Below are 20212 nucleotides of genomic sequence, written 5' to 3'. Positions count from 1 at the left end.
AGAGTTATGGTAAAAGATTCTACAACCCGCTTCGTCTCTCCTCGGGCATGGGAGCGTATCGAGCAGTGGTCCCGCCGCAAGCCCGTTTTCGCGCTTATGGGAGAATTCAGCGCTGGTAAATCCACGCTGATGAACTTCCTGTTGCGCACGCAGGCCCTGCCAACGCAGGTTACGGCAACGCAATTGCCGCCCGTTTGGTTCAGTTGGGGCAATCAGTCCGCGTATGTCAAAGGCCACGATGGCAGCACTCGCAATATTGAACTGGATCAGCTGGATGAAATCGGCGTCAACGATGCACAGTTCATCCGTATCTATCTTGAGGCCGACATTCTTGAAGCTGTTGACCTGATCGACACGCCTGGCATCTCGGATCCCAAGATTTCGACTGATGTGTGGCGCCGAGCGGTTGGCCAGGCAAACGGGGTATTGTGGTGCACCCACTCGACGCAGGCGTGGCGCGAAACCGAACGTGCAACCTGGGTGTCGTTGCCTGAACGCCTGCAGCACAATTCGCTGCTCCTGGTCACACGTGCGGATGCTTTGGGGCCGAAAGATCGCCAGAAAGTGCTGCGCCGCGTGAACCGCGAAGCAGGTCATCTGTTCAATAGATCGATCCTGTTTTCGGCGCGTGATGCGATTACCGCGCGTGACCAGACAGGTGATGCCGAACTTTGGTCGCGCAGCGGCGGCGGCAAAATGATCGACAGTTTCCTCGAGATCACCGAGCAGATCATGGACAGCCGTGCCGATCAATTGGCCCGATACCAGATCGACAAGAGCCTGTCCGAAGCGCCCAAGGTTCAACCTTTGCGGCCAAAACAACAAATGGATCAGGCAGCACCAGCGTCGGTCGAAGCAGATCAGAGCGCTCCGCTGAAACTGATGAACCCACTTGAGGATACTGAGACCCCCATCAGTCCGACTGACGAGGATGATGTCATCACCAGCTTCCCGGTACGTCCAGCCCGGGTCGAGCGGAGAAGCGAAGAACCCGAACGTACCCGTATTGACTCGGATGAGGCTGAACGGCTGCGTGCGGAAATGGCTCCTGAAACCAACCTCGAGGAAGACGCTGCAACGGGCACATCCGAAGATGAGCTGCGAGCTTTCTTCAAGGATACAGCGAACGATCCGTTGGAATTGTCCAATCTCGGACAGTCCATGTCTGATAGTGACGAATTCGATCTCGATTATATCGACGACGATGACGATCAGGACGAGGAAGTGCTTCTTGAGGCTGAAGATGCCCCAGCGCTGTCTGAACCGACGAATGAGACGGGTTCGGATGACCTGCTGGTGTCGTTGGCCAGCAAACTTGCAGATCAGCCAATAGCGATTGCAGAAGATACTGAAGCTGAAGAAACGCCTGTTTCCGAAATCGAAGTATCGGTTTCCTCGATTACGGCATTGCTAAGCGAGCAATCCGAAAACAATGATGAGTATGAACCGGAGCCAGTGTCAAACGCACTGAATGGGGCCGAAGTCGTGTCGATGCCTGACGTGACACCCGAAGCTGAAAAACCGGAAACTCTGGCCGAAACCAGCAAAACCGAAACCGCGTTGGAAGAGCTTTTGAACGTGCCTGCAGGAACACCGCTGAGCGCGGCGGCCATGTGGCGCGAGATCGCAGCCAACGAAGATCTGCCCGAGGACACTCAGGGACTGAAAACCGTGTTCATGGCATTTCTGGAAGAGTTCGACCAGATCGCTCTGGAGCACAACGCAAAGCAGACGAAGGAGGCCCTTCGGGCGCTTCCGAATGCCAACAAGAACAGCGGAGCGGAGTGGCATGTCTTGTGACCGTCCGCCTCCTTTCTGGTCGCATGTCGATTTTCATTTGCGGTGTCGGATAATGATGTTAATCAGCGGCGCGACGGTTATAACCCGTTGCGCCTGAAGGATTTTTATAGGGATGCAGGTTTTTAGATGACAATCGAAGCTGCGTTGACAACAGCAATGGAAACCATCCCCGACTGCATCGCAGCCGGATATGTGGATATGGAAACCGGAATGCTGTTGGGAACCAAAACCACACAGCCAGAGAGTGAGGAAGTTCTGGACACTCTGGCAGTTGCGGTGGCCAATCTGTTTCAGGGTCAGGGCGTGAAAGCATTCGAAAAACTTCTGCGTGCAGCAGGTGTTCAGGATTCGGAAAATCCGGGATTTGGGGAAATCGCCGTGTTTTCGAATGATCGGCTGCACATCTTTCTGCGGACCAAGGAATATCCTGAACATGTGGTCTGCTACATCTGCCGCGACAGCGCAAATATCGGGCTGGCGCTTACGAAATCACATCTCAGCCTGGGGCCGGTTGCGGCCGCAGTTTAGACGGGACCAGAGGGGGTCACGGGATGATGGATACAGAAATACTCGACATGCTCGAAGACATCGGACGGTCAGCGCGACCTCGTTTGTCGCCCGCGATTCAGCTGCCGGGGGAAACGGCTGATGCGCGACGGTCAGATGTGCTCCGCGTGATACGCGGCACTATTCTGCCGCGCCGACTTGAGTTTACATCACCAAATGGCAACTGCCTCGCGGTTGAGGTCAACAGCTCTCGGGTGACCGACGTATTTGGTGCCAGCACCGGTTCCGTACCGGATTTCGAAACCGAGCCGCGCGAGGCTTTGACGGAAAAGCTGGCCCAGCTTGTTTCGAATATCGCCGCCGCGCCTGGCCCGCTCCAACTGGTGTCTGTACGCCCGGATACTGCGCTGGAAGCAGATGATGTGGGCATCACCTATTCAGAGATCGAAAGCGCCTGTGCTCAGATCGAATTGCCTGCGGAACCTCGGGTTTCGATCGTTCCGGATATCGAGGACGTGGCATTAGACGCGCCAGATTCCGAGCAAGAACCCTCGGCGATTGAACAAGCCGCTGTTCCTGAAGGTTCGGGTATGGCGCAACGCTTCTTTGACGGTGCCGAGCGTTTTGCCTTGGGCCGTTTCCTTTCCCCCAGCGATAGTGGCGCCACGCAACTGGACGGCGCATGTACCGAGGGACAACCCCTGCATCCGGATCAGGCATTGTTGCAGAACTTTGCCAAGGATCTTGCCGGTTGGGACGCTGACAGTGCAACAACCCTCACGCATCCGCAGTTGATCGTGATGCGCCCGGCAGGCGGACAAGGTGCCGGACTTGCCCTGCTGCGCGACGGCAAAAACGTTGCTGCTGCCGTACATGAGGCGCGCAAGCTGGGTGCTGTAGTTAGTCTGTGGAAATCCATTCGGGAGACGGCCTAATGACCGTCTCCCCAAAACATTCATTATTTCTGTTGAGTCGATCCTTGAATACGAGTGCTTGGGGTAAATGTTATGAGTGAATCTGATCGTCGTGAGTTAATACGCATCGCAAACGACATGAATGAAGTGAGCAATGACGAAACCCGTCAGTTCATTTCGCGCATCGTTGATGACCTATCAAACCTGAAACCATCGATCGCCTTCGTCGGTCAGATCAAGGCCGGGAAATCCCGACTTATCAACGGCTTCACCGGTCAGGCAGAATTCCTGCCTTCTGATGTGAACCCTTGGACCACGGTCATCACCGACATGCATTTCGGTCATCCCTCAGGACGCAATGCCGGGGCCGAGTTCCATTTCTTTGACAACCGCCAATGGCAAGCCCTCATCGCCGAAGGCGAAGAGCTGCGCAACATGTTCCCTGATGACGAGGACAGCTATAAGCGCGAGATGATCGAAGAACAGGTCGAGGCGATGAAAACGCGCGCGCGCCTGCGTCTTGGTGATAGTTACGAGCAGTTGTTGGGCCAGCAACACGACCTGGAGGAACTGACTTCGGACGATCTGGCCCGCTATGTGTGCGCCGGCGACGATCCGTCAGATGAAGAGGAGCATGATCCGGGTTCGGATCGCGGGCTTTATAGCGATATCACGCGGAAGGCCGAGGTCTATTTTGACATTGGTCACTTCCCCTACCCGCTGACCGTCACTGATACACCCGGCGTTAACGACCCCTTGCTGATCCGCGAAGAAATCTCGCGGCAGTATCTCAAGGAATCTGATTTCTTCGTCGTCGTCCTTTCTGCGCATCAGGCCCTTTCGCGGGCAGACTTGAAGCTGTTCCGGCTTATGCAAGCGCTGGAGTTGGGCCAGATCGTCGTTTTCGTCAACCGCGTGGATGAGCTTGGCGGCGGTGCAGAAGATGCAGGCAAAGTCCGTGCGGATGTGCTTGATGGCTTGGAAAAGGCGCTGGGGAACTCGAACATCGATGTATTGATGGGCAGTGCTCAGTGGGCGCACTATGCGTTGACCGGCGATGAAACGGGCATCAATCACGATGCGGTTCTGGCCTGGCTGCGCGCGCATCCGGAACAGATGAAGCAGTATCTGGATGGGGTCGAAGAGATCAAACAAGGCCCCGGCCCTATCAGCCGCGAGGCGGTTCTGCGCTTTGCAGCAATGATCGCTTCGGGCCTGCCTGATTTACGTCGACATGTGACAACCGCGCTGACCGATGGCCCGCGTAGTGAACAGTTGCGGATGGCATGGCAACATCTCAACAGCTTTGCTCAGGGTGAACTCGAGCGCAGCACTGCACGGCTGCGCGTGCTGGAGAGCGAGGATGACTCGACTGCTCAGAATGCAGATGAGAATGACAAGACCCTTGCCTCGTTGCGCGAACTGGTAGCTGACAAAACAAACGAGATAACCAAGGATATGGACGATGTCCTTGCCAACTTGCGCGGCGTTATGGACGATACCGTGTCCGAGGCGGTTTCAAACGTTGTTCGTGGACCAGACGGTCAATCGCCCCTGCTTGCCAAAGGCGGTGCGACCGAACTGAACTTCACCCCTCTGCGGGAACGGATGCGTGAATTGGTACAGGGTGCCACACAAGTGGTGCGCCAGCGGATGCTGAGCGAGCTTTATGCGATCGATATGCAGAGCAATGCCGCACTGCGCGCCCTGCCTGGCTGGCAGGAACCGGCTGACAATCGCATGAACACGAGTGCTGTGCGGTGGTTCCGTCCGGACACGACCGCTCTGACCCGTGGCATTACGGTGGAATTGCGCGTCAATTGGCTGTCCCGGCTGATCTCGCGCAACAGCGTGGTTTCGCGCGCTGAAAAGATGATTGTGCAGGAATTCGAGATGATCGGGGACGATCTGGTCGATACTGCACGCGGTGATCTGATGGAGCGTTTGAACACGGTTCTGGATCATTTTCTGGCTCTGCTTGCAGGCCATCTTGAAAACCGCACCGGCTCGGGCGAAACATGCGCCCGAACCGAAGCGCAGGCCGATTTCGACCGTGCGCGCCGCATCGCAGATGAGCTGGGATCGGCATTTGGATCAGAACACGCGGAAGATATACAAGCGGAGGCTGCCGAGTGATCGAATTTCCCGGAACCGAGCAGGAGGTGCGGCAACTGGAGCGTTTTCTGAACGCGACCGAAAAGCAGCCTTCCACGCCCGAATTGGATGATATGCGCACACGGGCGCTGGCCCATGCCGAGCGGTTGTCGAACGCCGTCTCTATCGGTTTTGCCGGCGAGTTTGGCGCCGGTAAATCCAGCCTGGCAAATATGCTGGCTGGCGCAGATATCCTGCCGACCGGCCCTCAGCACCTGAAACTGCCACTGGTGATCGTCGCTTATGCCGACACCCCGGAAACCACAGTTGGCTGGTGGGACAAAGAGCCCAAAGTCTATTCTGGTATCGCGCTTGAGAAAGCCGCCGCTGACAATCCCGACTTTATTTCCGTAGGGCTGAATACCCCTGCCCTGCGCGAAATCTCATTGTTTGATCTGCCGGGTACCGGCGCCTTGGACGAGACATACAAGCCAACCCTGGACCTGTTGAAATTCGTCGATTGCGCGATCTGGTGCACCAACGGTGCAAACGCATGGCGCGAAACGGAACGGCACCTTTGGGCTCAGGTTCCGGAAGAACTGCGAGCCAACAGCCTGTTGGCCGTCACCCATGCCGACCTTCCTCATGTCAGCGATGCCTTGGACCGGGTTCTTTCGCGCCTGGAGAAGGAAAAGGCCGGCATGTTCCGATCTGTCGTTCCGATTGGTACGCCGGTTGCCGTGCGCGCCATGGCGAAGGAGCCTGAACCCGATTTTGCACTTTGGGAAACCTGTGGCGGTCAGAATCTGGCCGAGCAGGTTCTCGAGGCAGCATCGGATCGCCGTCAAAGTGATCTGGATGCAGCCCGCAATGATCTGTCGGAACATTTCATGCCATATCTGGATGAACTGACAGGCGACAAATCTGAAGAACCTGAACCCGACAATCGTTCCATTCAGTCGAGCCTTGGTTCGGCTCTTCCGCCTCTGAACAATCCTATTCTAGAGGATTGGCTGGCCGCCATCGCCAGCATCTACGAAGATCTTCGCGATTCCTCGGATATCGAACCGGCAGCCTTTCTACAAAGCTGTCAGGAAATTGTTGAGGACTTCGCTGAACGCCTGGAAAGTGGTGCTGAAATTGACCCGGAAGCAGATTGGATTCCCGGCGAATTCGAAAAGGCCACAGACCTGCTGCTTTTACTTCAGTTCGAGAGTGGTGATGCCCCGCTCAAAGATGCAATCGGCATACTCGCTCAGCTTAGCGACAACCTTGCATGGGCCGGAAGCACAGTCGAATCTGCGCAGACAAAAACCGGGACATGATCAGTTCACGCATTGATTGAGCCGCAGTGCGGCGAATCGAATCCATCGGAATCAGATTCGCATTGTTTCGAATTCGTAGACCAAACGAACATATCGGGGGCAACTGCCCCCATTTTTTTGGCCCGTCATATCTATATATGGTTTTTGCGCCCACTTCAAAAACAACATATAGATGTTCGTAAAAAACGATCCTTAGTGAAGCCATGAGGCGGCCCCAATAAAGTCAAATTTGAAACGTCTAACCGTTCTCAAGTGTCCTGCGGTTGTGTCTGGTTATGAGTTCGCGGGTTTTTAACCCTGTTAAATAAGGCCGCAAAACGAGTAATATGGGCGGGTAGAAATGAGCCATAACCAGGCTGTCGGTGCATCGCACGACGAACCACAGATTCAAGGTCTGCAACCAGGTGCAAAACTGTTGCGTGGCCAGTATGAGATCCTTCGCTTTCTGAGCAATGGCGGCTTTGGGATCACCTATCTTGCACGCGATAGCCTAGAGCGTGATGTCGTCATCAAAGAGTGCTATCCGGGCGCGCTTTGCCGTCGCGACGGGGATCATGTCGAACCCGCTGATCCGGCCTACAAAGAAGATCTGAGCGCGATTGTTGACCTCTTTATTCAAGAGGCCCGCAACCATGCTCGCCTGGTTCACCCCAACATCGTCGATGTGCATCAGGTCTTTGAAGACAACAACACCGCATATATAGCGATGGATCTGATCCGTGGTTGCGACCTGTTGGACTACATGGACGATCCTGAGAATGAATCCGGTCCGGATTTCATTGTTCAGGTAACCGAAAAGATGCTGTCAGCGGTGTCGTTCATTCACCAGAGTGGCATGCTGCATCGTGATATTTCGCCCGATAACATCCTGATCGATGAAAATGGTGAACCTGTCCTGATCGACTTTGGCGCCGCACGCGAGCAGGCCGCCAACAAGACTGCGGCGCTTCTGACGCTTCGGGTGATCAAGGACGGCTATTCCCCGCACGAGTTTTATGTTCGCGGTGCCGAACAGGGACCCAGCAGTGACCTCTATGTGCTGGCCGCTACATTGTATCACGCTATCAGCGGCGAACGTCCGGTTGACGGTCAATCCCGCCTGACTGCTTTCAACAATGGTCAGCCGGATCCCTACACTCCACTGGTCGGTCGTTTCGAAGGATACCCCGAAGGGTTCCTTGAAGCTATCGACAAGGCGATGGAGGTTCATGCAACCGATCGCCTGCAAACTGCGCTGGACTGGCTGCGTATGTTCCGCGGCCCCGGCGTCATGTTCGACTCGTTCGCTTACCGTCCGGTTTCAGTGATCGTTGGTATGGATCGCAAGGATGAAGAGGCCGAACAGGCCCGCATCAAAGCGGAAAGCGAGAATGCCGAGGCAGTTGTGACAGCGCTTTTGGCAGGCAACTCCGATCTCGCATTGGGCAACGAAGACAAGAAAGACGACGAACAGGCCAAGTTTGCTGCCACTGAGGACACCCCAGCTGCCGTTGATACGGTGGTGCAGAGTGGATCAGGCGGCAGCGGCAAGATGATTGCTGGTGCAGCCGTTGTGGCGGTGGCACTTGCTGCAGGTGGCTTTTTCGTATTGTCGGGTGACAAGTCCGAGCCCGAAGCCCCGGCAGAGACAGCTGAGGTAACTCCTGCACCTGAAACGCAAGCTCCGACCCCCGAGCCTGCTGAACAGACGGCAGAGGCTCCGGCAGAACCGACACCTGCGGCAGCGGAAGAAACAGAAACTGCCCAGAACAATTCAGCAGCACAGGAACAGCCTGTCGAGCAGGCACAAAGCGAACCTGTCGAGCAGCCTCAGACTGCGCCTGTCGAGGTTCAGCCGGAAGAAACGGCAACCGCAGCTGCAGAACCTTCTGCGGAAGAAGCCGCTACAGCCGCAGCTGAAACTCCGGCCCCTGCCACGCCCGTGAATCTGGCTGAGAACCAGGTTGCCTTTGGACACTGGGACGTCGAAATCCCATTTGCAACGGCCAAGCGGCGTGCCTCGACCGGCAGCACTATCGCGATTACCGGCGTCGATCCTAACCGGGACATGTCCGTCATCGGTGACTGGGTCAAGCGCGGAGCAGCTATCTATACGCTGAACGGAAAACCGGTTCGTGCAGATGCAACCTTTGCTGCGCAGGTACTGGACGACCTCAAGGTGGATCCTGACGGTTATATTCGCGTCGCGGCGCGGTATCGCCCCATCGGTGAGACACGGGCCAAGAATGGTCTGCTCGCCCTGCCCGCAATCCGCATGTTCGGTCTTGAGAACGGGTATGGCCTGACCGTGCGCAATACCTCTGATGCAGGTTGGCAGACCGTTGTCACCAATGTACCTGCTGCGCATGCCGGTGGGCTGCAACAAGGGGATATCTTGCTGCGGGAAAACAACACCGACACGGTCATCGATAGTCCGGAAAGTCTGGATGAGGCGTTGGCCCAGCTTGTTTCCAATGATCAACCCGAAGCGCGACTGACTGTTTTGCGCAACGGGGCCGAGACAACTGCTGTCATGCAGTTAGCGCAGGAGTAGTCTGACCGGTTCAATTGTAATCCGCCAGTGTGTGTTTTGCTGAGGGTGGCTGCCTGAACAGCCATCCTGACGGGGACCGGCCCGCCGCGGAAAGTAAGAGTTCTCTGGTTTTTTCAATCATCAGTACCACTGCGCAACTTGCGCGCAGAGGACAGTAGCAGACGCGTGGGTTCTCAACCCCCATGCCCAGAATTCAAAAAGGTGTCGACACCATGTTCAAATATAAAAGCCCTCTCAGCCGGCTTCTCGAAGGTGCCGGCAAAGCCAAAGAAGCCGAAAGCGAGCAGACAACCGAAGCGGAAACCGCTGAGCAGCAGGAACCAATTGCGGATTTCAATGCACTGCGTCAGGCGTTGGCCGGTGGTAATCTGTCATCCGATTCATACGAAGAATCCGATGAGCTGATCCCCGAAGAAAAGATGCCTGACTTCGCTGAGCGTGAAGAAAAAGCCGAAGAAGGCGAGATTGCCGAAGCTGAAGAAACTGTTGCTGAGGCACCGGCCGTCGAGGCAGAAGCTGTCGAAGAGGAACAAGTCGTCACCCTGCACGTGGCACCGACCGAGACCGCTGAAAGCACTGAAGAAGAAGATATGTTGGCTGCCGTCGCGCAGGCATCTGCAGACCCAAGTGAAGAGATAGCTGAGACCCCGGCAGAACCTGAAACACCGGCAGAAGCTGTCACCGCTGAGCCTGAACCAGTTGCCGAAGCGCCCGAAGCCCCGACCGAGCCAGTTGAAGCTGAGCAGGTCGCAGCAGAACCTGAGCAAGATACACAGCCAGAACCGCTTGCAGCGCCAGCACCAGCCGAGGATCGCCGGTCGCGCGTCAAAACCACGTTCCTGGGCTTCGAACGCGCGGACACGCATGTTCAGGACCTGATGGAAAGCGCTGAACCGGTCGCCAAGACCGAAGCGGCACAAGAAACCTTCCCCGTAGGTTGGCTGGTCGTGACCAGCGGTCCGGGCCGCGGCTCCAGTGTTACACTGACCGAAGGGCTGATGCAGATTGGTCGTAACGATGATCAAGCCATTCAGCTCGATTTCGGTGATACGGGTATCTCGCGAAGCAACCATGCTGTGATTGCTTATGACCCGGAAGATCGCAAATGCTATCTGGGACATGGCGGTAAGGCCAACCTTGTGCGTCTGAATGGCAAACCGGTGCTCAGCACCATCGCACTGAACAGCGGAGACCTGATCCGTATCAGCGAAACCTCTCTTCGTTTTGCAGCCTTCTGCGACGATGGCTTTGATTGGCGGGACGCATAATAGATGCTGGCGACTCCGGCATATGACATTGCACTGATCCTGAACCAGGGTCAGCGCGAAACGCAGGAAGATGCGATCGCCGCTCGTGTCTTTGATGCTTCGAACTCGGGTTATGTTGTGGTGGCCGATGGTATGGGTGGCCACGAAGCGGGTGAAGTTGCATCAGAGCTGGTTCTTTCCGCCTGGAGAGAAGTGGTCGATACGCAGATGGAAGATCCCGATGCTGCCGAAGGCGCATTGATCGATGCACTGCCGATGGCTGCGATGCAGGCCAACGCCGCAATCGCCAATCACGGTGACGAACAGAGCCAGGGTTTCAGCATGGGTTCGACCTTGTTGGGCATGCTGCTTCTGGGGCAGCGGGTGTTCTGGATTTCGATCGGTGACAGCCCGATGTACCTGTATCGGGACGGCACACTGACCCAAATCAACGAAGACCATTCAATGGCACCCGAGATCGATGCGCAGGTCGCCCAAGGGATTTTGTCCCCCGACGAGGCGCGGTCACACCCCGACCGCAATCAGCTGACGTCGGTGATCATGGGTGCATCCATTCCCAAGGTTGATTGTCCCGAGGAGCCTCTGGTTCTGAATGCGGATGATATTCTGATCCTGGGCAGTGATGGGCTGCAATATCTCAGCAATGACGAGATCCAGTCGATCCTGAACGATCATGCGCAGTCTTTGTCTCAGGACATCGCCGATACCCTGCTGCAGGCGCTGCAGGCCAAGGAGGATCCCGACCAGGACAACGTTTCAATCGCCGTCGTCAAGCCGGCAGGACAATAACCAAAAAAGGCAAAGCAACAGGACTCATGCGAACACACCTGATCATATCCAGCCTGGCACTTGCTGCCGCGACGGGGGCAGCCTCGGCGCAAGAGGCTTGTTCAACATATGAAATCCAGCGCGGCGACAGCCTGCGGGAACTGGCAATCCAGGTCTATTCGACCGAAGATTACCGGATCATCTATGATGCAAACCGCGACGTGATCGGGTCCAACCCGAACATCATCCGGGTCGGCGACGTTCTGGAATTCCCCTGCCTGGAAGACGTGGGCCGCGCTATACCTCAGGGTGATACTGAAGCCGAGCGCATGGCCGCGGAAATGGCTGCTGAGCTGGTCAAAGCCGCCGAAGCACGCGCCGAGCAAGCCATTGCAGATGCCGAAGCGCGTGTTGCGGCAGCCGAAGCCGAGGCCAAGAAGACCAGCGAAGAGGCCGTGATAGCGGCCAAGGCAGAGGCAAAGAAGGAAATTGAGGCAGCTCGCGCCGAAGGTGCCGCGCTGATCCGCAATGCCACAAGCGGCGAACGCCCCGAGATCCGCGATCGCCAGCTGCTGCTGATCACTGGCGGCAACTACGCCCCGTTCACCGACGAGGCCCTGCCACATCGTGGTCTGTATACCCAGTTGGTTGAAACCGCCATGTTCCGGGCCGCGCCAGAGCAGGCCTATAAGATCCAGTTCGTCAACGACTGGTCATCGCATCTGGATCTGCTGATGCCGACTTTGGCATTTGACGCTACCTTCCCGTGGTCGCGACCGAACTGTGAAGAAGCAGAGGCCCTGTCTGAAAAAGACCGCGTGCGTTGCGAAACTTACAACTTCTCAAACCCGTTTTATGAAGTTGTGGACACCTTCTTTGCCAAGGAAGGAAGCGGTTACGAGGAAACTCTGACCTATGCCGACTTTGCTGGCACCACGATTTGTCGTCCTGAAGGCTGGTCGCTGTCGCACATGGATGCGGTCGGCCTCTATGAACCGGCTATCACGATGCTTCGCCCGGTTGAGCCTGACGAGTGTTTCCACGCCGTCATGGATGGCCGCGCTGACATCGTCGCGATTGAGGCGCATCTCGCGGTCGAAGCCATCAGCCGCCTCGGCTACGAACATAAGATCATCGAAAACCCCAACCTGGCGGCGGTAAAGTCGCTTAACGTCATGACCCACAAAGATAATCCAGATGGGGAAGCGATCCTAGAGACGCTTAATCAGGGTCTGGCGATCATGCAGCAATCGGGTGAATGGCGCGACATCGTGTCGACCGCCCTGCGTCATCAAATGGAAAATGGCTAAGGCCCCAAGAGGCCTGACAAAACAAAAGTCTGGAGGAAGTGGACATGTTTGAATTGAAACTGAAGAAAGCAGTGATGTCGGCCGCAGCCGTTACTGCGCTGAGCGCCGGTGCAGCCGCTGCACAGGAAGCTTGTACAAACTATACGGTTGTCGACGGTGACACGATGGCTACGATCGCCATCGCGGCTTACGGCACATCGAACTACCAGCCGATCTTTAACGCGAACCGTAACATCATCACCAACCCGAACTCGCTGGAGCCGGGCTTGGTACTGGCCCTGCCTTGTGAAGACGGTAGCCTGCCGAACGGCCGTTCGGCCCAAGAGATCATCGCAGCGGAAGAACAGCGTGCTGCAAGCGTCCAACGTTCGAGCGTTTACCAGCCGCCGATCAAGTTGGTCACCGGCAACGGCTGGGCACCTTTCGCGGATGAATCGCTGAATGGCGGTGGTGCGATTACCCGTCTGGGTACCACAGCGCTGCAGCGTGGCGGTAACGCGCGCGACTACTCGGTCAGCTTCGTAGATGACTGGAACTCGCACCTGGAAACACTGCTGCCGCTCGGCGCGTTCGATGTATCGATGGCATGGAACATGCCTGACTGCACCAACCGTTCGTATGAGTGGTCTTGGGAAACCGAAGTACGCTGCACCCAGTTCGACTCGTCTGTTCCGGTGTATGACATTGTTGTCGGCTTCTACACCCTGCCAGAGAGCAACTACGCCAACGCAACCACCTTCGACGAGCTGAAAGGCGCAACCATCTGCCGTATGGACGGTTGGTTCATCCACGATCTGGAACAAGAAGGCCTGCACAACGGCGAATCCATGACCCTGATGCAGCCGATCACCGCGCGTGAGTGCCTTGATGCGGTCCTGACCGGTACCGCGGACATCGCCACCTTCGAAGTCCAGCTGTTCTCGGACACCATGTCGGAAATGGGCCTGAACCAGAACGACATGATCGAAAACCCATTCGTGACCTCGCTGTCGTCGCTGCGTTTCATCGCACACCGCAGCAACCCGTTCGGCAAGCAGTATCTGGCCATGCTGAACAAGGGTCTGAACGAGATGCGTGAATCGGGTGAGTGGTACGCCATCGTTTCCGACACCCTGCGCGAGCATAACGAAAAACTGATGGCAGCGTCGAACTGATCCCTCGGTTCACCTGTATAATCTGGGCCGGTCATTTGACCGGCCCTTTTTTGTTACTGGGTCGGGTCCAAATCGGCTGATCCAAACTGCCAGCCGGACCTTTCTCCGCAACTGAGTTTTGTGGTCTAATCGGCGTTGAAAGCGCTCGCCCGACAGCCCAGGCACAACATCTACTTTGGTAAACAATGTCCGAGAATTTACCTTTCCGTTTACGAATGCCTCCTTAAGCCACCCGCCTCACTCACCGTGGTCAAAGTTAGTTTACAAGCCCTGCCCACCATCTGTTAGGCTGTAATTGAGCGGCTGATTTAGTTGGGTCGCATTTGAATTTTTGATTGTCTTCTGGCGTGCCTCCAAGGTCTCTGGCGCGATCCGGATGTAAGTGGTTCGGCCAGCGTTGTGAGGTTCGGGAAATGAATATTCTGTCGTTTAAATCAGGTCATGACGGCACAGTTGCCGGTATCGACAGTACCGATCAGAAATTGCTGTTTTCCTACGAGGCCGAAAAGAACAGTTTTCCCAGATACACCCCGGTAACTCCCGACACCTTCATTGACGCGGGGCTTTGGTTCAAAGACCTGCCGGATGTTCTGGCCCTCAGTGGCTGGTCAAGCAATGGATCGGATCATGTCACCACTTCGGGTGCGGGGTATTTTGGTGTAGGCCCTGGGTCCGAGAGTATCGGCAAACGAACGTTTTTCGGCAAGTCGGTGGACTATTATTCATCGACTCATGAACGCGCGCATATCTGGTGTAGCTATGCCCTTTCACCTTTCCAGCAGGGTGAGCCATGTTATGTCCTGCTTTGGGAAGGCGCTTTGGGTGATTTCTATGAGATCGACGCTGAGCTCAATATTCGCCATCTGGGTCAGGTGATGACATCTCCAGGCACACGATTTGCCTTTCTTTACGCGCTGGCCGACCCGGACTTCCCGATTTCAGGCGGCGAGCTGCGGCCTGAAGATCCTGGACGGTTGATGGCCGCCTGTGCATTTGGTGAGAACGGCCCAGCGGACGAAGACGAACAAGCGCTGATTGATCAGATTCTGTCCATCAATACGGCAACTGATCCATTGCGCAAAAGCTCCTTTGTGAATTCGCCCTTTTTCAATATTGGCACTGACAGCCAAAAGCTGAAGAATCTTGCAACCAAACTCTCAGATGCCATTTTTGATCGTTTCCACCAGTTCGCGGAAAAGAACCTCGATCAAAGCTACCCGCTGCTTATCGCTGGCGGCTGCGGATTGAACGGACACTGGAACACACGCTGGAAAGAAAGTGGTTTGTTCCGTGAGGTGTTCATCCCGCCGACCACTGGTGATTCAGGTTGTGCAATCGGTACTGCCGTCGATGCTATGCGCCACTTTACCGGTCGCGCCAAGCTGGATTGGTCGGTCTATTCCGGTCAGTCATTCTGTGACGACAAGGTCGATACTGATGGCATCACCATGTCAGAGCTCAACCTCAAAGTCGTTGCGCAGGCCCTGATGGATGGTCAGATCATCGGCTGGACGCGCGGGAATTGCGAAATTGGACCACGAGCCCTTGGCAACCGTTCAATTCTGGCTGCGCCATTTTCCAGCGAAACGCGGGTCAGACTAAACCGGATCAAAGGACGAGCACTGAACAGTCCCGTCGCTCCATCAGTGCTGCAGGAAGACGCCGCCCAGCACTTTGATCTATCCGGTTCTTCACCTTACATGCTTGATTTTCATCGGGTCAAAAACCCGGATCTTGCTGCAATAACACATGTCGACGGCTCAGCACGCGTGCAGACTGTCGAGCGTGATCAGAACCCATTCTTCTACGATTTATTGAATGAGTTCAAAACGATCTCCGGTGTCGGTGTGCTGTGCAACACCTCTCTGAACTTCAAAAATTCAGGTTTTATCAACAAAACCAGCGATTTGGCGCACTATGCGCGCCAGGTTGGACTGGATGGGTTTGTTGCGGGGAACACCTATTATAAAATCGATGCTCCCTGACACCACGTTCTGTCAATCGTCAGGACAGCAACCGATCATAGATTTCGCAGACACCTTTCACATGGATTGAAAGACCAAAGTTTTCGTTCGCATACGCTTGCGCGGTTGCCGAGATGCGATCGCGCAGCTCCTTGTCCTGGTGCAGTTGCTTGACGGGCTCGACGAACGCGGCCGGATCGAACGGATCAACCAGAAAGCCGTTTTCCCGATCCCTGATCGCTTCGATATTGCCACCATGGCGTGTCGCGACAACGGGTGTTCCCAGATACATCGCTTCGATGAGAGTGCGGCCAAAAGGTTCGTCCAACGCGGTAACCAGATTGGCATCCATCGCCGCCATATAGCCATCAATCGGTTGCCTGAATCCCATCAGATGAATGCGATCCGTAATGCCCGAATCTGCAGCTATATTGAGGCAGGATTGCTTCAGTTCTTCATCTCGTTCAGCAACGCTGCCAAAAAGAAAGCCGTGAACCGGTACATCAGGCGTCGCCTGCTGAATGGCGGCGATGACCTTAACGAAGTGGTCGGGACGCTTTCTGGTGACGAAATTCCCGAAATAGCCCAGCAAAATGGCGTTATCCGGCAAGTTCATCTCGGCAAGAACCGCTTGGCGGCTGGTCTCACGATCGGGCGGGTTTGGATTGAAATCAAATGGGCTGCGAACCACCGTAAATTTCTGATCAACCGACCGAAGCGGTTTGCTGGGTTTTGCAAACTGCGAGACACTGATGATGTGATCGGAAAACATTGGCGCCAGCTTGTTGATGCCAAACGCGGTTGGATCCTGACGGTGATGCCAAATGTGTTTCTTGCCCGCCAGCTTGGTCGGCAACACCCAGTTGGCATGCATCCGGCCTTCGTTCGTGTGCACGATGTCGGGGTCAATGCGAGACAAGGTGGACACTAGACGGCGCATGCTGGAGATCATGTAAGCCCCCGCCCCGCAATCCTTGGGATAGCTCAAGCCCCCTGGCGACATCAGGCTGGGTTCTTCCAAAACCTCAAAATCCAGCCCAAGCGATTGCGCATAGTCTGCAGCAGGTCCAGCCTCATAGTGGATCAGGATGTGGGGTTCGTATTTGGACCGATCCAGCGCTGCTGCCAGCTTCATTGCTGAAACATGGCTACCTCCGATTACTGTGTCACCCTCAAAGGGGAATAGGATTTTCTTAGGCATTGGTATCTCTGGAAGCTCGTAAAACAGTTACTCGGTAAAACGGTGATCAGGTGGCGGTAGCTTTGACATGTCATTTGTTCCTCGCCAGATATGCCCGGATGGACAGGATACATCCCAGCGTCCAGACGAGATTGAACAGCACATGTGTTAACGCAATGCCTTCGATCCCCAACCAATAAAGAAGCGGCAGGAACGAGATTGCAAAAATGCAGGTCGAAACGAAAGTCGTTCTGACCAATGCGCTATCCAATCCCATACTCAACAGTGCCGGGTTCAGAACCAAGGCGCCAAGATAAAGGACCGCAGCAAACATCAAGATGGTCATCACCGGCGCTGCCTCACGGAACTCAGGGCCAAACAGCAAAACCGCGATTTCCGGCATCTTCCACGCCAATGGCAAGGATACGATCAGAGAAACACCAAACATTGCGAAGGTGACATAGCGCACAAGACGCCAGAATTTTCCAAATTCGGCACTGGCCCAGAGGCGTGTCATTTCAGGATATAGAACCTGCCGAATGGGGGCGCCAAGCCGCACAACATTTGTCATGATGCGCTTGCCGACCTGATAGAAACCCACTGCGGTCACATCCAACATTGCGCCAGCCACGATCACATCCAGTCGTTGTGTCGATTGTCTGAGAATTACGTTGAAGTTTGAGTTCCAAAGAAAGCGCAAAAAACCCGGATTGTCTGAAAACGCCTGTGACAATTTCAGCTTCATAAAGGCCTGCAGGCTACGCTTTCGTAATTCATTCACTGCGAGGAAAAAGGCCACCAATCCGGTCAGGATCTGATGCATCAGCATCAGCGCAAGAAATGCCCAGATATTGAGGCTGAGCATGTAGGCAATCACGATGCCAACAAAGCGCAGACCAGCTATCACCATGTCGGAAATCGCAAGGACATCGAACCTGTCAAAAATACGCAGTACCGCGATACCTGTTGGCCGAAGCGACAGGAACAGGCCGATCGCGACCAGTGAGATATACGATGAACCGATATCTTCTGGCAGCCCAATCAGCGGCGCCAGAGTGGGTGCTAACAACAGGGCAATTGTACCTGCCAGTAATCCACCAAGGATATCGATAACGACTGATAGTTTGACCAGATGACGAAAGCGCGATGTGTCATCCTGTGCGAGCGCTTCGCTTCCATACTTGATCACCGCTTGCCAGGGCTCCAACCTGAAAAGGCGGTCCAGTATCTGCACATATGCATCGACAAGAGCCAGAATCCCAACAGCCGCTGGGCCCAAGGCCCGCGCCGTAATGATCAGGCTGGCAAGGCCAAAGAAGGCAACAAGGATTTGGGACAAGAACAGCCATGACATGTTCTTGGCAATTCGCTTCACCAATGATTTGGAACGAGAGCCGGTCATAATCTCAATCTGAAACGTTCTGGAATACTAAAACGAACATCCCAGAACCGGGTCGGTAATTAACCCATGGCACCAGGTACAGCTTAAACACCTTTCTGTTTCTAAAACGTCCTCAGATGATTCTGATTGTCACTATTCTTATCATTTAGTTTGTTGAAATTATATCGCTGCACAAAAACACAAATTGATTTTGGGGTCCGGAATTAGCTTTCATAGGTAACCAAACTTTGACGGTTTCGACGTCGCATCAGAGGGTTTGCCTAAATACTCTGCACCGATAGCCAGCAGACCGGAGCTACAAATTTCTAAGAACAAGCCCCTAAAAACCTGAAAGTTTTTAGCTGGTGAATTCTTCAATGCATCGCAGCCTCAGCAACAATCTGCCAATTACCAATGCATTGTAGTCAATCCCGGCTTTGACCGAAAGTTTACTAGACTAAATCGCCAAATCGGAAAGCTATTTCCAAAACCTTGGATGCCGCGCCGCGCGATCGTTTGCCCGAAAACACCATGGATCGCTTTGGTGGCACATTCGAAAGTTAAGCCTACCCACAAAGAAAAATGACCAGCACCCCATATGCTGGTCATTTTCAGAGTGAGTGGTCAGGCTAAGCGCCTCACCGGTCTTCATTCAAGTTAACCTTACGCTAGTCGATCGCCCCCATTCTGGATATTAGGGGTATCCCGTAGGTCAGTGGATTTTCTTTGCTACAAGAAGGTCAAATTTCGTATTTGTACGATATTGTTGGCCGCATGATCACCCAAAACTGGTCATTTGCTCATATCTTATATGGTTAATTTGAATGGTCAGAGGGTCTCACCATCCGCCAGCAAACCCATCTTGCCCAGAAGGATGGTGTTTATCCTTCTGACGTCGAAATCGGACACAGCCCTGTCACGCGATGCCTGACCCATTTTGACGATCAGCTCGGGGTTCTCAACAAAGCGCGCCATAGCCTCACACAGTTTGTCCGGGCTGCGAACCGGGATCACATATCCGGTTTCTCCGTCAATGACCGGATCTGCACATCCCGGCGCGTCAGATGTTATCACCGCTCGTCCCGTCGACATGGCTTCGAGAGTGGCCCGCGGAATTCCTTCACGGTAGGCTGTCGGCAACACAAATACGGAACAATTGGCCAGATACGGTCTGACATCTGCCGTTTCCCCCAGATACTCGACAATGCCCTCGCGAGACCATTCATCGATATCTCGCTGACTGACGGAATCGGGGTTTGCATCCATCGGCCCCAACAGCTGGCACCGGGCCTCGGGATGTCTGCGTTTCAACTCCCGCGCAGCCTCGACAAAGTCGAAGACACCTTTCTCACGCAAAAGACGCGCGATCATCAAAAAAACCGGTGCCCCGTTGGGGGGATTGGAAAACGCATAAGAATCAAGGTTCACACCAGAGCCGGGCACGATGCTCAGCTTCGTGGCATTGTTGATCAGTCTTCTTTCGCGAAACTCTTTCTCGTCGGCCTTGTTGTAGACCAGAACCTCGTCGACACCTCTGAGCGCGCTTCGGTACAGGAACGATGACAGTGTCCTTACCACACGACGTTTCGGGGTTAAGTTGTGGGTACTATACACATAACCCAACCCGGTATTCATCGCGTATATGCGCGGTACACCCGCTATCTTGGCGGCGAGGCATCCGTAAATGATCGGCTTAATTGTGTATGGGAAGACAATATCCGGCTTGAACTCTTTGAACACCTGCACCAACGCACGCAATGTACGTAGGTCCCTCACCGGATTCATACCCGCGCGGGCCAGCGGAAACTGAACGAATTCAACCCCGATCTCCTTCAATGCGCGTTCCGTGGGTTCATGCCGCTCCGGGCCGCACGCGATCACTTCTGCCCGCTCGGACAAATCCCTCAGCAAATCATATCTAAAATTCAACAACGAAGACGTGAGGTTGGAGACAACCGCTATCTTTGGCCTCGTTTGGTTCGAAGATATCTCGTGAGATTTCAGTGTCTGCAAC

The 20212-nt window shown here is 54.9% G+C and carries 14 protein-coding genes; 11 read left to right on the top strand and 3 right to left on the bottom strand.

The annotated features are described in order from the left end of the window. The first annotated feature begins 6 nt into the window (after positions 1–6). From ACR0IO_RS11580 to ACR0IO_RS11530, 11 genes are all read left to right on the top strand, one after another. A complete protein-coding gene (locus tag ACR0IO_RS11580) occupies positions 7–1800 on the top strand; it encodes a dynamin family protein (protein WP_480741792.1) in 1794 nt (597 codons plus the stop codon). Between the two features lie 126 nt (positions 1801–1926). After that, entirely contained in the window at positions 1927–2328 is a 402-nt protein-coding gene (locus ACR0IO_RS11575) for a hypothetical protein (RefSeq protein ID WP_480741790.1), read from the top strand. Between the two features lie 23 nt (positions 2329–2351). Beyond that, entirely contained in the window at positions 2352–3242 is an 891-nt protein-coding gene (locus tag ACR0IO_RS11570) for a hypothetical protein (protein WP_480741788.1), read from the top strand. A gap of 72 nt (positions 3243–3314) precedes the next feature. Then, complete coding sequence (locus ACR0IO_RS11565; RefSeq protein WP_480741787.1) at positions 3315–5357, top strand: dynamin family protein; 2043 nt, start codon at positions 3315–3317, stop codon at positions 5355–5357. After that, a complete protein-coding gene (locus tag ACR0IO_RS11560; RefSeq protein WP_480741786.1) occupies positions 5354–6640 on the top strand; it encodes a dynamin family protein in 1287 nt (428 codons plus the stop codon). Before ACR0IO_RS11565 ends, ACR0IO_RS11560 begins: the two co-directional genes overlap by 4 nt. A gap of 340 nt (positions 6641–6980) precedes the next feature. Then, on the top strand, positions 6981–9173 hold the full coding sequence (locus ACR0IO_RS11555) for a serine/threonine-protein kinase (protein WP_480741784.1): 2193 nt from the start codon (positions 6981–6983) through the stop codon (positions 9171–9173). A 212-nt stretch (positions 9174–9385) separates the two neighbouring features. Beyond that, positions 9386–10441 carry an FHA domain-containing protein gene (locus tag ACR0IO_RS11550; RefSeq protein WP_480741782.1) on the top strand — a complete coding sequence of 352 codons (1056 nt, stop codon included), beginning with the start codon at positions 9386–9388 and terminating at the stop codon, positions 10439–10441. Positions 10442–10444: 3 nt separating this feature from the next. Further along, complete coding sequence (locus ACR0IO_RS11545; protein WP_480741781.1) at positions 10445–11230, top strand: PP2C family protein-serine/threonine phosphatase; 786 nt, start codon at positions 10445–10447, stop codon at positions 11228–11230. Between the two features lie 26 nt (positions 11231–11256). Beyond that, the gene (locus ACR0IO_RS11540) at positions 11257–12519 is read left to right on the top strand and encodes a substrate-binding periplasmic protein (protein WP_480741779.1); all 1263 of its coding nucleotides are present in this window, start codon (positions 11257–11259) and stop codon (positions 12517–12519) included. A 44-nt stretch (positions 12520–12563) separates the two neighbouring features. Continuing rightward, positions 12564–13673 carry a transporter substrate-binding domain-containing protein gene (locus ACR0IO_RS11535; protein WP_155145610.1) on the top strand — a complete coding sequence of 370 codons (1110 nt, stop codon included), beginning with the start codon at positions 12564–12566 and terminating at the stop codon, positions 13671–13673. A gap of 413 nt (positions 13674–14086) precedes the next feature. Beyond that, entirely contained in the window at positions 14087–15658 is a 1572-nt protein-coding gene (locus ACR0IO_RS11530) for a carbamoyltransferase C-terminal domain-containing protein (RefSeq protein WP_480741777.1), read from the top strand. Positions 15659–15677: 19 nt separating this feature from the next. On the opposite strand, the gene ACR0IO_RS11525 is transcribed toward ACR0IO_RS11530, so the two are convergent. The 3 genes from ACR0IO_RS11525 to ACR0IO_RS11515 all read right to left on the bottom strand — a co-directional run bounded on the left by ACR0IO_RS11525 (position 15678) and on the right by ACR0IO_RS11515 (position 20127). Then, a complete protein-coding gene (locus ACR0IO_RS11525; RefSeq protein ID WP_480741776.1) occupies positions 15678–16838 on the bottom strand; it encodes a glycosyltransferase family 4 protein in 1161 nt (386 codons plus the stop codon). A 70-nt stretch (positions 16839–16908) separates the two neighbouring features. Beyond that, a complete protein-coding gene (locus tag ACR0IO_RS11520) occupies positions 16909–18171 on the bottom strand; it encodes a lipopolysaccharide biosynthesis protein (RefSeq protein ID WP_480741774.1) in 1263 nt (420 codons plus the stop codon). An 855-nt stretch (positions 18172–19026) separates the two neighbouring features. After that, positions 19027–20127 (bottom strand): glycosyltransferase family 4 protein, encoded by a 1101-nt coding sequence (locus tag ACR0IO_RS11515; RefSeq protein ID WP_480741772.1) that lies wholly within the window; start codon positions 20125–20127, stop codon positions 19027–19029. Positions 20128–20212 lie beyond the last annotated feature (85 nt).

The organism is Ruegeria sp. CE12 (genome assembly GCF_056537525.1).
Note: the sequence above shows the minus strand (reverse complement) of the source record. Positions and strands in the feature narration are given on the sequence as shown.